14 protein-coding genes are annotated in these 13844 nt (G+C 69.0%); 5 read left to right on the forward strand and 9 right to left on the reverse strand.

The genetic code is table 11. From position 1 onward, the window contains the following. The first annotated feature begins 79 nt into the window (after positions 1–79). The 4 genes from ACQP1K_RS01060 to ACQP1K_RS01075 are packed head-to-tail and all read left to right on the forward strand — an operon-like array spanning position 80 to position 4824. Positions 80–1099, forward strand: coding sequence for a 3-oxoacyl-ACP synthase III family protein (locus tag ACQP1K_RS01060; RefSeq protein ID WP_433498984.1), 1020 nt, complete (start codon positions 80–82; stop codon positions 1097–1099). Between the two features lie 4 nt (positions 1100–1103). Then, positions 1104–2924 (forward strand): fatty acid CoA ligase family protein, encoded by a 1821-nt coding sequence (locus ACQP1K_RS01065; protein WP_433498985.1) that lies wholly within the window; start codon positions 1104–1106, stop codon positions 2922–2924. Continuing rightward, on the forward strand, positions 2921–3910 hold the full coding sequence (locus tag ACQP1K_RS01070) for an NAD-dependent epimerase/dehydratase family protein (RefSeq protein WP_433498986.1): 990 nt from the start codon (positions 2921–2923) through the stop codon (positions 3908–3910). Before ACQP1K_RS01065 ends, ACQP1K_RS01070 begins: the two co-directional genes overlap by 4 nt. Then, positions 3907–4824: an alpha/beta fold hydrolase gene (locus tag ACQP1K_RS01075; protein ID WP_433498987.1), complete on the forward strand. Its 918-nt coding sequence runs from the start codon at positions 3907–3909 to the stop codon at positions 4822–4824. Before ACQP1K_RS01070 ends, ACQP1K_RS01075 begins: the two co-directional genes overlap by 4 nt. Before the next feature lie 34 nt (positions 4825–4858). Here ACQP1K_RS01075 and ACQP1K_RS01080 read toward each other — a convergent pair whose 3' ends face one another. Next, a complete protein-coding gene (locus ACQP1K_RS01080; protein ID WP_433498988.1) occupies positions 4859–5692 on the reverse strand; it encodes a helix-turn-helix transcriptional regulator in 834 nt (277 codons plus the stop codon). Positions 5693–5810: 118 nt separating this feature from the next. Here ACQP1K_RS01080 and ACQP1K_RS01085 point away from each other — a divergent pair, with 118 nt between their 5' ends. After that, positions 5811–6875, forward strand: coding sequence for an aldo/keto reductase (locus tag ACQP1K_RS01085; protein WP_433498989.1), 1065 nt, complete (start codon positions 5811–5813; stop codon positions 6873–6875). A gap of 177 nt (positions 6876–7052) precedes the next feature. Here ACQP1K_RS01085 and ACQP1K_RS01090 read toward each other — a convergent pair whose 3' ends face one another. The 8 genes from ACQP1K_RS01090 to ACQP1K_RS01125 form a co-directional block, all read right to left on the reverse strand. After that, entirely contained in the window at positions 7053–7832 is a 780-nt protein-coding gene (locus ACQP1K_RS01090) for a hypothetical protein (protein ID WP_433498990.1), read from the reverse strand. A gap of 46 nt (positions 7833–7878) precedes the next feature. Then, positions 7879–8538, reverse strand: coding sequence for a response regulator (locus ACQP1K_RS01095; RefSeq protein ID WP_433498991.1), 660 nt, complete (start codon positions 8536–8538; stop codon positions 7879–7881). Beyond that, positions 8535–9689 carry a sensor histidine kinase gene (locus tag ACQP1K_RS01100; protein ID WP_433498992.1) on the reverse strand — a complete coding sequence of 385 codons (1155 nt, stop codon included), beginning with the start codon at positions 9687–9689 and terminating at the stop codon, positions 8535–8537. The genes ACQP1K_RS01095 and ACQP1K_RS01100 overlap by 4 nt, the downstream gene beginning before the upstream one ends. Continuing rightward, positions 9686–10519, reverse strand: a complete 834-nt coding sequence (locus ACQP1K_RS01105; RefSeq protein ID WP_433498993.1) for a lysostaphin resistance A-like protein — start codon at positions 10517–10519, stop codon at positions 9686–9688. Before ACQP1K_RS01105 ends, ACQP1K_RS01100 begins: the two co-directional genes overlap by 4 nt. Positions 10520–10873: 354 nt before the next feature. Next, positions 10874–11656 carry a M48 family metallopeptidase gene (locus tag ACQP1K_RS01110; protein WP_433498994.1) on the reverse strand — a complete coding sequence of 261 codons (783 nt, stop codon included), beginning with the start codon at positions 11654–11656 and terminating at the stop codon, positions 10874–10876. A gap of 5 nt (positions 11657–11661) precedes the next feature. Beyond that, positions 11662–12300: a hypothetical protein gene (locus ACQP1K_RS01115; protein ID WP_433498995.1), complete on the reverse strand. Its 639-nt coding sequence runs from the start codon at positions 12298–12300 to the stop codon at positions 11662–11664. A 100-nt stretch (positions 12301–12400) separates the two neighbouring features. Continuing rightward, positions 12401–12775 (reverse strand): hypothetical protein, encoded by a 375-nt coding sequence (locus ACQP1K_RS01120; RefSeq protein ID WP_433498996.1) that lies wholly within the window; start codon positions 12773–12775, stop codon positions 12401–12403. Between the two features lie 192 nt (positions 12776–12967). Beyond that, positions 12968–13477 carry a hypothetical protein gene (locus ACQP1K_RS01125; RefSeq protein WP_433498997.1) on the reverse strand — a complete coding sequence of 170 codons (510 nt, stop codon included), beginning with the start codon at positions 13475–13477 and terminating at the stop codon, positions 12968–12970. Between the last annotated feature and the right edge of the window lie 367 nt (positions 13478–13844).

Below are 13844 nucleotides of genomic sequence, written 5' to 3' on the forward strand. Positions count from 1 at the left end.
GAAGCCCGCGCAGAAATCCGGAGCAGAAATCCGGAGCGGAAGACCGGAGCAGAAGACCGGCACAGAAGAGAGGTCTGCGTTGACCCAGCAGCACACCCGGATCACCGGCGTGGCCGCCCACCTGCCGAAGACCACGTTGAGCACGACCGAGCTGGAAGACCGGCTCGCCGACCGCAACCCCACCCTGGACCTGCCCCGAGGACTGATCCACGACTACAGCGGGGTCCGGCGCCGGCACATCGCCCTCCCGCACGAGAAACCGTCCGACCTGGCGGCGCACGCCGCCCGCCGGGTCCTGGAGGACAACGACCTGCGTGCCGCCGAGCTCGATCTGCTCATCTACGCGGGAGTGTCGTCCGACGCCGTGGAGCCGGCCACCGGGCACATGGTCGCCGCCAAGATCGGGGCCTGCTGCCCGGTGTTCGACGTACGCAACGCCTGCAACAGCGTGCTGAACGCCATCCAGGTGGCGGACGCGCTGATCTCCGGCGGCCGTCATCGGCGGGTCCTCGTCTGCTGCGGAGAGCTGCCCACCGCCGCCACGCCGTGGACCGTGGCCGACGCCGAGGAGTACGTCACCGTCGCCGCTTCCTACACCGTCTCCGATGCCGGCGCCGCGTTGCTGCTGGAGGCCGGAGCGGAACCGGGGGTGCTCGCCCACGGGTTCTCCGCGTACTCCGCCGGATGGCGGGCGGCGGTCTCCGCGGTGGACAACCTCACCAGCGACCCGTGGGCGGATCGGCCCACCGTCGGGCCGCTCATCGTCGACTCCGCCGGGTTGGTGCGCGGCATCGAGAACATCGACAACGCCGTCTTCCACAAACCCCTCGCCGATCTCGGGCTGACCTGGGACGACTTCGCCGCCATCTGCGTGCACCAGGCATCGCTGACGGCGCTGTGGTGGTTCTGCGACCACGTGCGCATACCGCAGGGCAAGGTCGTCGTCACCATCGCCCAGCACGGCAACCTCGTCGCGGCGACGCTGCCCGTGCAACTGGCGCGGGCGGTCGGATCGGGACGGGTACGGCCCGGCGACCTGGTCGCCCTGGTCGGCCTGGCCAGCGGGGCCAGTGCCGGAATCGTCGTCGTGCGGTGGTGATCCGGTGACCACGCAGGCGACCCCGCCGAGCGACTCCGGCCCGGCCGAGCCGGTGAGCGAGCCGATCGTCCGTGCCGAGCCGGTGAGCGAATTGATCGTCCGTGCCGAGCGCTGGTTTCACGAGCAGCCCGACGTGATCGCCTGCCAGATCGGTGGCGGCACCCCGGCGGCCACCACCTACGGGGAGCTGTCGCGATCGGTGGACCGTACCGTCGCTGTTCTCGCCGAGGCCGGGATCCGCCCGGGCATGCGTACCGGCCTGCTGGTGCCGCCGGGTCCGGAGCTGGGCGCGCTGGTCGTCGCCCTGGCACGGCTCCGTGCGGTGCCGGTGCTGGTCGATCCCGGGCTGCCGCTCAACGCGATCAAGCGCTGTCTGCGCCAGGCGGCGCCCGAGGCGTTCATCGGGATTCCCGCGGCGCAACTGGCCAGGAGGCTGCTGGGCTGGACCCCTGACGTCCGCGTGTCCGTCACGGTCTCCTCGCGGCGACCCCGCGGCTCGGCCTGGCCGCCGGGCACCGCGCCGCCAGACGGTGGATCGTCGGGGAGGGGATCGTCGGGCAGGGGGCCGTCGGGCGGGTTCGCGCGACTCCGTCGGCCCGGCGAACCGGGACGACGGACCTCCGCCGCCGGCCCCGACGATCTGGCGCTGATCGCCTACACCTCCGGGTCGACCGGCCCGCCCAAGGGCGTACCACTGCGCCATCGGCACCTGGCCGCGCAGCTCGGCCTGCTGGGCCCGCTCGGCACGGTGGAACCGGGAACGCCCGTGCTGTCGACGTTCGCGCCGTTCGCCCTGGGTGCGGCGGCTTTCGGGGCGACCGTGGTGATCCCGGACATGGATCCGCGGCGTCCGGTGCGTGCCGACCCGGCCGCCCTGGTGGAGGACATCCGGCGATATCGCGTGGCCGGGATGTTCGCCCCGCCCGCGCTGCTGGACCTGCTCGCGCGGCACTGCGCCGCCCATGGCCTGGTGCTGGACACGCTCGGCGACGTGGTGTCCGCCGGGGCGCCGCTGCCGATGCCGGTGATGTACCGCCTGCGCGGCTGCCTGAGTGACGACGCGCGGGTGCTGTCGGTGTACGGCGCCACGGAATGCATGCCGGTGGCCGCGATCGAGAGCCGCTCGCTCGCCGAGCACGCGGCTGCCACCGCCGCAGGGGCGGGCACCTGCCTCGGACCGCCACTTCCGGGCACCGAGGTGCGCGTCATCTCGATCCGTGATGACCCCATCGAACGGTGGAGTGACGACCTGGTCGTGCCACCCGGAACCATCGGGGAGATCGTCGTGGCGGCCCCCACCGTCGGCGATCCCTACCTGGACGATCCGCAGGCCACCGCGCTGGCCCGGATCGGCGATGGAGATCGCGTCTGGCACCGGATGGGTGACGTCGGCAGGTTCGACGAGCGGGGGCGGCTCTGGTTCGCCGGACGTAAATCGGAACGGGTACGCACCAGCGGCGGCGACCTCTACACCGACCAGGTCGAACCCGTCTTCGCGGCCGTGCCGGGGGTCCGCCGCACCGCACTGGTCGGCGTCGGTCCCGTCGGTGCCCAGCGTGCGATCCTGGTCGTGGAGTGCGAATCGGGATCTCGGGACGACGACGCTCGCGTGACGGCCCGAATAAGGGAGCGCGTGAGGTCCCGGGTGAAGGCCCGGGTGAGGGCCGAGATTCTGGACATGGCGGCCTGTCATCCACATACCGCCGCGCTTCGGGATGTGCTGTTCCACCCCGGGTTCCCGGTCGACGCCCGGCACAACAGCAAGATCCGTCGGCACGAGCTCGCCCGGTGGGCCGCGCGACGCGTCCGGGGAGGCCGACGATGAGGGTCCTGGTGACCGGGGGAGGCGGCTTCCTGGGAGAGGCCGTCTGCCGCCGACTGGCCGCCCGTGGTGACACCGTACGCGCACTTCAGCGTCGCCATAGCCCCGCACTCGCGGCACTCGGGGTCGTCCAGCACCTGGCCGACGTCCGCGACCGCGCGGCGGTGCTCGCCGCCGTAGCCGGATGCGAGGCGGTCGTGCACTGCGCCGCGAAGGCCGGCGTACACGGGCGGGACCGGGACTACGAGGAGACCAACGTGTCGGGAACGCGGAACGTGCTGGACGCGTGCGAGCGCCACGGGGCACGCCTGGTCCACACGTCCTCGCCGAGCGTCGTCCACGACGGGCGGGACCTGGAGGGAGTGGACGAATCCGTGCCCTACCCCCGGCGCTTCCCCGCCGCCTATCCGCGTACCAAGGCCGAGGCGGAACGGCTCGTCCTCACCGCCGCAGCGGCCGGGCGGGTGACGGCGGTCGCGCTGCGTCCGCATCTCATCTGGGGGCCCGGCGATCCGCACTTCCTGCCCAGGCTCGTGGCGCATCGCCGCATGCTGTGGCTGCTGGGTGAGACCGACAAGACCATCGACACCGTCTACATCGACAACGCCGCCGACGCCCACGTGCTCGCTGTCGACCGGCTGCGTCCCGGCTCGCCGCAGGCCGGCCGGGCCTACTTCATCACCCAGGGCGAGCCCTGCGGCTTCGGCGAGTGGCTCAACCTGCTGCTGCGTGCCGCCGGGCTGCCTGCGGTGACCCGCCGGGCACCGGCCGGACCGGTCCTGTCGGCGGCCCGCCTGCTGGAGCGGATGCGACGGCTGCCGTTGACACGGCACCTGCCGCCGCTGATGTTCCTGGTGGAGCAGGCCTCGACGGCGCACTGGTTCGACATCTCCGCGGCCCGACGCGATCTCGGCTACCGGCCCCGGGTGAGCATGGCGGAAGGACTGGCCCGGCTCACCGCCCACCTGGCCGCGGAGAACACCCGGTGAGCGGGTTCCCGGACTACCCGTTCACCTCCCGCTGGTTCGTGTGCCGGGAGGGACTGCACCAGCACTACCTGGACGAAGGGACGGGACGGCCGGTGCTGTTCCTGCACGGGAACCCCTCCTGGAGTTACCTGTGGCGCCGGCCGATTCTCGCGCTGCGCGAGGAGTTCCGCTGCATCGCCCCCGACCACATCGGCATGGGCCTGTCAGACAAGCCGGGAGCCGACCGCTACCCCTACGACCTGGCCGCCCGCGTGGATGACCTGGACGCCCTGATCGAACATCTCATCACCGGCGGCGGCGCCCCCGAACGTGGCTGGACGCTCGTACTGCACGACTGGGGCGGGCCGATCGGCATGGCCTGGGCCTGCCGCCACCCCCGCCGGGTCGCCCGCCTGGTCCTGCTGAACACCGCGGCCTTTCCCAATCCGCACGGCGAACGCGTACGCCCCCTGCTGCGGCTGCCGTTCCGGGTGCTGCGCGACACCCGGCTGGGGACCCGCCTGTTCCTGCGCCACAACCTCTTCGCCCGCTGCGCCACCCGGCGTCCGCTGGGAGTCCGGCGCCGGATGCCCGCCCAGGTGCGCTCGGCGTTCCTGGCCCCCTACGACCGGCCCGAGCACCGCGTGGCCGTCCAGCGCTTCGTGCAGGACATTCCGCTGCGCCCCGGCGACCCCTCCTGGCCTCTGCTGCAGGGCATCAGCATGTCGCTGGCGCAGTTCGCCGACCGGCCCATGCTGATCGCCTGGGGACTGGGCGACCTGGTCTTCGACCGCGCCATGCTGGACGAATGGCGACGGCGTTTTCCCGCCGCCCGGACTCGCGTCTATCCCCGCGCCGGTCACTACCTGCTTGAGGACGCCCACGCCGACCTCGTCCCCGCCATCCGCTCGTTCCTGCGTACCCCGCTCGACTGACATGGGCTCGTCGACGGACATCGCACGAATCTCCTCACCGTGCGCACAACCGGTCCAGTGCCGACTGGCTCTCATCGTCCGCGGCGCGGAAGATCACCACTCGCTGATCTGGATCCTGAAGCGGCATGAGCACTTCGAACTGCACTGTGAGCACACCGGCGACAGGATGACGCATCACCTTGTGGCCGCGGCCGTTGACCTTGATGTCCTGCTCGTCCCACAATCGCGCGAAGTCCTCGTCACGAGTGATGAATTCGGCGATGAGGCCGGTCAGCACCCGATCCTCCGGATGCGCGGCCCACGCGGCGCGCAGGTGGGTGATCCCTTCCCGTATGAGCCGTTCCCGGTCGACGTGGAACTCGCGTATCTGCGGATGCATAAGGCACAGCCACATCGAATTGCGCTGTTCCGGCGGCAGGGTGTCGAAATCCAGCAGCAGCCTCGTCATTTCATGGTTCCAGGCCAGGATGTCGTAGCGGTGGTTTATCAGCATGGCCGGCAGCGGCGACAGGTCGGCGACCAGCCGGGCCAGCGGCGGCGCTGCGGCGGTCGCGGCCCTGTCTGCTTTGCGGGGGCGCTGCCGGGCCAGGTCGAAGAGGTAGGCGCGTTCGACGGGGGCCAGGCGCAGCGCCCGGGCCAGCGCCTCCACCACGTCCGCTGAGGGCCGCAGCCCGCGAGCCTGTTCCAGCCGTACGATGTAGTCCACGCTGACCCCGGCCAGCTCGGCGACCTCTTCGCGGCGCAGTCCCGGGGTCCGCCGGGCCTGCCGACGCGACGGCAGACCGAGCTCGCGCGGGTCCAGCCGTTCGCGCCGGGTCCGTAGGAAAGTCGCCATCTCCTGTGTCGTGTCCACGGTGTGGGTCGTCATGTTCGGTCCCAACAGCCGGGGTAGGACCGGCGTTCCCAGGAAACTCCTTCGCTTTCCCCCGTCTCGCGGCGGTTACAGCCTTGTTCTCGACGACGGATCACGAACGTGGGAGGACACGATGTCGCTCACCCTCGACACCTACCGGCTGCTGGGCCGCTCCGGGCTGCGGGTCTCACCGCTGGCGCTGGGCGCGGCGACCTTCGGCACCGATTGGGGCTGGGGAGCCGAGCATGCCGAGGCACGCAAGCTGTTCGATACCTATGTCGAGCGAGGCGGCAACTTCATCGACACCGCCAACACCTACACCAATGGCAGCTCCGAGCGGCTGCTGGGCGAATTCACCCGCGGCAGGCGCGAGAGCCTGGTGCTGGCGACGAAGTACACGACGCTGCGCCGACCCGGCGACCCCAATTCCGGGGGCGGCAACCGCAAGAGCCTGTTCACTTCGGTGGAAGCGAGTCTGCGCCGGCTCGATACGGACTACATCGATCTGCTCTACCTGCACGTGTGGGATTTCACGACACCGGTCGAGGAGATCCTCCGCGGCATGGACGACCTGGTCCGGCAGGGCAAGATCTTGTACGTTGCGATGTCCAACGCCCCGGCCTGGCAGGTGTCGCGCATGCAGGCGATCGCCGATCTGCGTGGCTGGGCCCCGCTGGTCGCGCTGCAGATCGAATACAACCTGATCGAGCGTACCGGGGAACGTGACCTGATCCCCATGGCACGGGAAATGGGGCTGGATGTGATCCCCTATTCACCCCTGGCCGGCGGGGTGCTCACCGGCAAGTACAGCCGCGACGACCTGACCGCGGCGAACATCGCAGCCGACGACGGCACCCGCAAGAGCTTCAACTCCAACCTGGGCCTTCTCACCGAGCGCAACCTCGCCATCGCCGATGCCGTGCAGGAGGTCGCCGCGGAGACGGGTCGCACACCCGCCCAGGTCGGGCTGGCCTGGACCCTGCGGAATCCGGGCGTGACGGCACCGATCATCGGCGCCCGCACCCACGCGCAGCTGGAGGACAATCTGGGCGCCCTGGAGGTCGACTTCACCACCTCCCAACTGGCCCGGCTCGACGAGGCCAGCGCGTTCGAACTCGGCTATCCGCACGCCATGCTCGCCAGTGATCACGTCCGCAGTGTGACCTCGGGCGACCTGAGGATCGAAACCCGCCGATGATGCCCGATGCAGCCCCGAGGACGACGCAACCGCCGCGCTCGGGGCGATCACCGGCAGGTCCCCACCGCCTCAAGCGCCACCGGGCCGCGGCCGCGGGATACGACGGGCTCGCCGTACGCTACGTACGAGGCGACCGTGCCGGTCGCGGTCCTGTGACCGGCACTTTCGCGGCAGACCCTAGTGCCCCGGGGAGGCCGGTGACTGTTCGTGCGGCAGCAGATATCGCCAGGAGAGCACGAAGACCGTTCCCGAGCCGGTCCTGAAGAGCGGCCGGTCGTGTTCCTGCCCGGCGGGAACCGCCTTGATGATCGCCTTGGCCGCCGCCCCCTCGACGTCCTTCTGCCAGACCGGGTCCACCACGCCGGAAGGCTCCGGAACGCCCTCGGGCCACGGCGATGGCCTGCCCTCCGCCGACGCGACCCCTTCGGCGACCACCCTGACGCGGGCGGCGGCATAGTCGGTGCCCTCAGCGGCGGCCCGGGCCCCGAGTCCGTCCATCAGCTTCTCCGCGTCCACCAACTGCTTCGGATAGAAGTCCGCGAGCTGTTCCAAGGCCGGGACCCGGACCTCCAGCATCTTTCCGTCCTTCCCACGTACGGCGAGGACGGTGTCCGGCACGTCCGTCACCAAAGGTGCGCCCGGCTTCGGCTCCACTGTCGGGGGTTGCCCGCTCAGGTACTTCTCCATCAGCGCGACCACCTCGTCCGCCTCGTCATCGGTGAGCGTCATCCGCCTGCTCGCGTCGACGATCACCAGGCCGTCGCCGTACAGCACCACCTTCGGCGGACGCAGCGCGTTCGTGGTCGCGGTCACGAACCCGCCTTCCGCGCCCCACAAGGCGGCCGGCTTCGCCGGCCCGTCGTCGGCCACGGCCGTCGACGTGCCCCGTTCCACTCCTCCACAGGCTGCGGCGGTCAGTGCCGTCACCGCCACGAGCAGGAACATTCGCAGTCTCATGCCTCCACCACGTAAGCACCCTCGCCCCGGTTCATCCTCGCGCGGCTCAGGTCACCAGACCCCTGCGGTAGGCGTAGACCACGGCCTGTACGCGGTCACGCAGGTCGAGCTTGGTGAGAATGCGTGAGACGTACGTCTTCACGGTTTCCTGGCTGATCACCAATGCCGCGGCGATCTCGCTGTTGGACAGGCCGTCGGCGATGAGGCGCAGCACCTCCAGTTCGCGCGGCGTCAGCGGGACGTCGTCCGGCGTGCCCTCGGCGGGACGGATCCGCGCCGCGTACCTGCCGACGAGCTGCCGTGTCACCTCCGGTGCCAGCAGGGCGGCACCCGTCGCGACGGTGCGGATGCCGTGCAGGAGTTGCGCCGGTGGGGCGTCCTTGAGCAGGAATCCACTCGCCCCCGCACGCAGCGCCTCGTACACGTACTCGTCCAGGTTGAACGTCGTCACCACGAGCACCTTGACCGGATGCGTCACCCCGGCGCCGGCGAGCAGGCGAGTCGCCTCGATGCCGTCGAGCACCGGCATCCGTACGTCCATCACCACCACGTCCGGGTTCAGCCGGCGGGCGAGGTCGACCGCGCTGCGGCCGTCCCCGCACTCGCCCACCACCTCCAGGTCGGGCTGCGCGCCGACGATCGTCGCGAACCCGGTGCGGATCAGCGCCTGGTCGTCGCAGATCACGACCCGGATCGGTCCGTTCACGAGGGCCTCCCGGCGGGGATGCGCGCCCGCACGGCGAATCCGCCGTCCGCCCGCCGGCCCGCGCTGAACTCGCCGCCCAGGGCGTCGACCCGCTCACGGAGCCCGGCCAGGCCCCGCCCGCTTCCGCCGGGAGAGCCGGTCCGCGAGGTGGAAGCATCGGTGCCGACCTCCACGACGATCTCCCTCTCGCCATAGCGCACGCGCACCACGGTACGGCTGCCATGGGCGTGTTTGAGGGCGTTTGTCAGAGACTCTTGCACGACCCGATGGACCACGTACTCGGCGCTGCCGGCGGGCTCCGTCGGCTCGCCCTCCTCGGTGAACTCCACCGGCTGCCCGGCCCGGCGCGTCTGCTCCACCAGTGTCCGAAGTTCACGGACGGACGGTGTCCTGACGTCGGGGTGATGGTCGGGGTTGAGCAGGTCGAGCAGGTGCCGAAGGTCGGTGATGGCCCGCCGCCCGGTGTCGGTGACGGCGCTCAGCGCCGCATCGAGTCGATCGGGTGCGGCGGTCAGGTAGCGTGCCGCCTCGGCCTGCACGACCATCGCCGTCACGTGGTGGGTCACGACGTCGTGGAGTTCGCGGGCGATGCGGGTGCGTTCGGCGGTGCGGGTGGCCTCGGCGATGTGGCGGCGGCGTTCGGCCTCGGTGGCCCGGGTGTAGCGCAGCCAGGCCCCGATGCCCCACGCGAGTACCAGCACCAGGTAGAACGTCACGTATCCTTCCACTCCCTCGACCGAGCCGGCCCGGTCGAGCGCGACCGCCAGTGGCAGGTACGCAGCGGAGAGCAGGGCCACGGTGACGCGCCGGTGACGCTCCAGATAGGCGCCCGCGCTCACGAGCGCGATGAGCAGTGCGGTGCCCGCCACCGTGTGGTAGGCGCGGAGCTGGTCGAGCGCGAAGCCGAGCGACACCAGGACGAGACAGACGGCAGGCCAGCGCCTGCGGACGGCGAGCGGGAGGCACTCGAGGGCGATCACCAGGACGGCCGGCGTGTCGAAGGGGCGGGTCGGCAGGTCGCCGAGCTGCGTTCCGTAGCCGCGCAACACCGGCAGGAAGGACGCGACGGCCAGCAGCAGCGCGAACGGGAAATCCCGGACCACCACATCACACCGCCGCCACCGGTCCGGGACCCACCGGAAGTCGATCACCGAGCGAGCGTAGCGGCCGCGTCGGACCGGGCGCCGCGCCGCCGGGGGACCAGGTTGCCGCGCCGGCGGGCCAGCCAAAGGAACACGATCGTCAGCAGCAGGCCGAACACGACCGCGTACGGGCTCGCCTCCGGCCCGAAGTCACCGCCGGTGAGCAGGGCCGGGCCTGAGGTCACGCCGTTCAACAGCCCCTGCGTCGCGCCGTTGCCGGAGACCTCGGTGCTGAAAATGCCTGCCGCGGCGAAGTTCCAGCCGAGGTGCAGGCCGATCGGCACCCACAGGGTGCGGGTGGCGGCATAGGCGGCGGCGAGCATGCCGCCGGCCTCGATCGCGATGGCGACCGCGCCCCACAGAGTGGCGTGCTGGTTGCCCAGATGCATCAGGCCGAACACCAGGCCGGTCAGCGTCAGCGCGATCCATGTGCCGGCCCATTCCTCGACGATCCGGAACAGGATGCCGCGGAAGATCAGCTCCTCGGTCACGGCGACGGCGGCCATGAGGCCGAACAGCCCGATCGCACCCGTCACCGAGCCGAGGCCGTCGACCCGGTAGCCACCCAGGAAGGCGATGTTCACGATGACGGCCGCGAACATTCCGACACCGATCAGCAATCCCCGGCCGACGGCGGCGACGGCGCCCTTTTTGGCCACCTCCACCGGCGCTCGGTGCTCGGACCACCGCACCACCCAGCCGTACACGAACACCAGAAGCACGGCTGTCGCGACCCCGAGGACCAGGGTGAGAAACGTGTTCCCCTGCACCGCGCCCACGCCCATGCTGCCGACGAAGGCGACCACCCCGACGACCACGAGCTGCTTCAACAGTCGCATGACGACTCCTTTGCGAGATTCCGCGACCAGAGCGGCGCGGCTACGTCGAGAACGCTAGGGATTCGACGGCCTGGAATCGTCACCGCGCAGTGGACACTTACGGGTAGCTCGCACGGGGGACAAATAGGCCGCGACTTATCTCGCGCGACGGCTGGCGGTCGCGTCAACGACGCAGCGCCCTGCATTCAGCTTTGATCTTGAAACAGCCTAGAGACCAAGCTGCCAGCGAATGCTGAGGCGAGTCCGCTCGTGGAAGGGGTCATCGGGCTCTGCTCTGGAGGCTTCATATTCTCCGGCCGGATGTTCACGTAGGAGAGGGTCTCGACCCGGTGTCTCGTCCATCAGCCCGGCGTGTCAGATGATCTCTCCCATCCATATGCGCCGTCCGAGTTCGTCGAGTTCCATCAGGCGCTCCTTGTATTCCGGTAGTGCTTGCCCCACCAGTCGCCAAAACCGGGCGCCGTGCCCGGGAACCCGGGCATGCGCGAGCTCGTGGGCGATGACGTAGTCAATCAGGTGCATAGGGAGCTGGAAGAGGGGCCAACCGATGCTCACCCGGTCCGGACCCCGCCCCTCTTCCGCCGCGCTGTACGTTCCCCAGCGGTTGCCCAGGTCGCGTACCTCCACTTCCGGCTCCGGTACGGACATCCGGGCCGCCCAGGGTTGGAGTCGTCCCGTCACCCAGGCCTGACCGGCCCGGCAGTACCAGTCGATCAGTGCCGCCCGGCCGCGTGCCGTGTCTTCGACCAGTTCACGACCCATGAGCAGACGTCCGGCCACTAACCGCACCCTGTCGTTCTCCGACTCGTTCGCCCTGATGGAAAGCCGGTACGTTCGGCCGAGATAACGGAAGACCTCCCCCTCTATAAGGTGTTTCGCTGGATTCAGCGGCCGGGCCCGCTCTCGCAGGGCCCGCCTGCTCATCAGCCAGGTGTGGTGCGAACGTACGAAATCCGCAGCGTCGGATGCAGAGCGTCCCTCCGGGACGTGCAGCGTGAGAGCGGCGTCCGGCTCTACCGTCAGCGCGAAGCGCCTGCGCCGGACGCTGACGCGCACTCGCAGCGCCAACCCGTCGACGGTGAGGAGACTGTCGTCCCTCAGCGCCTGCGGGGTGCGATCTTCGGCCGGTACGGTCACCCGCCCTATTCTCCCCGTGCCCTCCGCAGAAACTGCGCACGGTTGTCGTTGGCGTATGCTGCGAGGCCCTCCGCGATGATCTTCAAGGGTGTCCAGTCCACGCCCGCGGGGCGGAGGCCGCTGCGGAGTAACTGCCTGTGAATGGCGTTCGCCAGGTCACTGACGTCCTGGCTCTGGCCTTGATACGCGACACTGCCCATCACGTGCGCGGCCGTGTCGCACACCATGTTGACCAGTTCTCGCAGGTCCATTTCCCCGCGAACGACTCCCGGATTCCCCGCCACGTTCTCCTCGATGAGCCGGTACAACCGTTGTTCCAGCACGCTGAGCCCCGCCAGGGCGGGGTTCTCCTCGTCCTCCCTACGGGCCTGCTCGATGAGCGGACCCAACTCCTCGACCTGCTCTTCGAAGCGTCCGAGGAGGCTTTTCAAGATCTCCTCCAGCCGCTGCGAAAGCCGGAGGTACTTCTCCGGATCCTCTCGTCTGACCCGTTCCTCCAAGTGGAAGCGGAGTGCGTGCCCCATCTCGGCCGCGGCCTCACGCGCCGGAATGTCCCTCACCATGTCATCGAAGGCGTCCGAGGTGAGCGAGACCGGCGGGATGACCCGTTCGATTTGCGGGCCTTCCAGGTGAGCGGCGATCATCGCCCGGACCCGCCCGTAGCGGCGCAGCGTGAAGGTGCTGCCCTCCGCGTCTCGGTAGAGCCGTCGGATGCGTTTCTGCGGCATCCCCCAGCGCCGGGCGTCAGACACGTACTCCAAGGGCGTGTTCATGAGGTAGCACGCGTTCGAGCGTGTTGAGGAACTCGTGCAGCACCTCGTCGAAGGCGAAGCGATCCCGCTCGTCCTCGAAGGCCAGGGCCGCTCTGTGGGCGAAGCCGGTGAGATCGGCGTCGGTCACCCCGTGACGACGCAGGAGGCCGCGGACCGCTTCAGCCGCCGGGTGGAGATTCTCGATCTCCTCGGACAGGCTGCGCATGGTGTCTTCGACATCGGTCTGCTGGTAGGCGCCGAGTGCATCGGTGAGGTGCTCAAGGACGCCGTAGTAGTCGACGACGTAGCCCACCTGTTTGCCCGGCATCGGCCGGTTGACCCGCGCCACGGCCTGGAGCAACTCCACGTCACGAATTGGCCGGTCCACCCTACATCTGCCCAGACAGGCGGCTATAGGTGCACGGATACGTGCCGATCTTCGGCGCATCCCGATGTGCGACTGGCGTATTAGCCGCTTGATTTCGGCCAGGCCCTCGCTCAAATATCACCGCACGATTAGCCGGGGCGCCCAAGTAATGGAATTTCCTTTCGGAGCTCTCTAGCAGTCCCGCTTGCGTTCTACCTGGTTCGTGTCTGAAACTGCGATCTTGTGGGTGTCGAAGACGTAGAAAGTCGCAGGAAGATCACGCAAGTCCTTCCAGTAATTTTCTGCCGACATGCCTGGTTCGAGCTTAAGGTGGTAGGCAGATCCGATCAGGTCGGGCCGCAGTCGTGGACATCGTTCCATACGGGAAAGAACCTTCCGCCGATGCTGAGGCGACTCGAAATAGATCTTCTTGATCCCGGGCATGCTGCGCAACTTCGCCTCGATGAGACCGCGCTCAGCGGCGGTCACCTGTCCTCGACCTATACAATGGAGGGTTTTGTTGTCCTTGGCAGGGCAGACCAGGATTGTGATCTCGGCCTTGTCGTGCCAAAAAGACGTTCGCTCCACCCAAGGGTTAGTGAGACCGGGGATCGTAGCCAAGCGGTGGCGCAGCGACACAACGTCCGTACCCCGGCCAAACTCCATAACATATTGATCGGCCCACGCCGTATTCGGCGACATGTCGGGGTCGGTCCTACGAGCGTCCGCAACCCTCTCAGCTCCGGTCTTTAAGCGCACGTTCACTACCCGGGGGAGGTTCCGTAATGCCTGCTCGATATGCCGTCTCCTGTCTGACTCGTTGGCACAGAAGACATCCGCGAAAGACTCGTCGCATACCTGAACTGTGGATCTGACTGTCTGCGGCCAGGGACCATCAGGCGGCGGGTTGATGCTCAACGGACTCTGGTCACGATGCCAACCCCAAGCACCAGAACAGGCTCCAAGAACCATGATAGCCAGACACCCAACAGATACATGTCGCCGAATGCGAGTACGAGACCTAACCATAGGCAGATACTGTGTCGGTCAGGAAGTTTCCTCGTCAAGG

Source organism: Sphaerimonospora sp. CA-214678 (assembly GCF_050942215.1).
Classification (GTDB): Bacteria; Actinomycetota; Actinomycetes; order Streptosporangiales; family Streptosporangiaceae; genus Sphaerimonospora.

What these genes read in the sequence shown, in the direction of transcription:
- ACQP1K_RS01085 (WP_433498989.1), top strand. Translation starts at nt 5,811, where the DNA reads ATGTCGCTCACCCTCGACACCTACCGGCTGCTGGGCCGCTCCGGGCTG.
- ACQP1K_RS01090 (WP_433498990.1), bottom strand. Translation starts at nt 7,832, where the DNA reads ATGAGACTGCGAATGTTCCTGCTCGTGGCGGTGACGGCACTGACCGCC.
- ACQP1K_RS01080 (WP_433498988.1), bottom strand. Translation starts at nt 5,692, where the DNA reads ATGACGACCCACACCGTGGACACGACACAGGAGATGGCGACTTTCCTA.
- ACQP1K_RS01115 (WP_433498995.1), bottom strand. Translation starts at nt 12,300, where the DNA reads ATGATCGCCGCTCACCTGGAAGGCCCGCAAATCGAACGGGTCATCCCG.
- ACQP1K_RS01105 (WP_433498993.1), bottom strand. Translation starts at nt 10,519, where the DNA reads ATGCGACTGTTGAAGCAGCTCGTGGTCGTCGGGGTGGTCGCCTTCGTC.
- ACQP1K_RS01125 (WP_433498997.1), bottom strand. Translation starts at nt 13,477, where the DNA reads ATGTCGCCGAATACGGCGTGGGCCGATCAATATGTTATGGAGTTTGGC.
- ACQP1K_RS01070 (WP_433498986.1), top strand. Translation starts at nt 2,921, where the DNA reads ATGAGGGTCCTGGTGACCGGGGGAGGCGGCTTCCTGGGAGAGGCCGTC.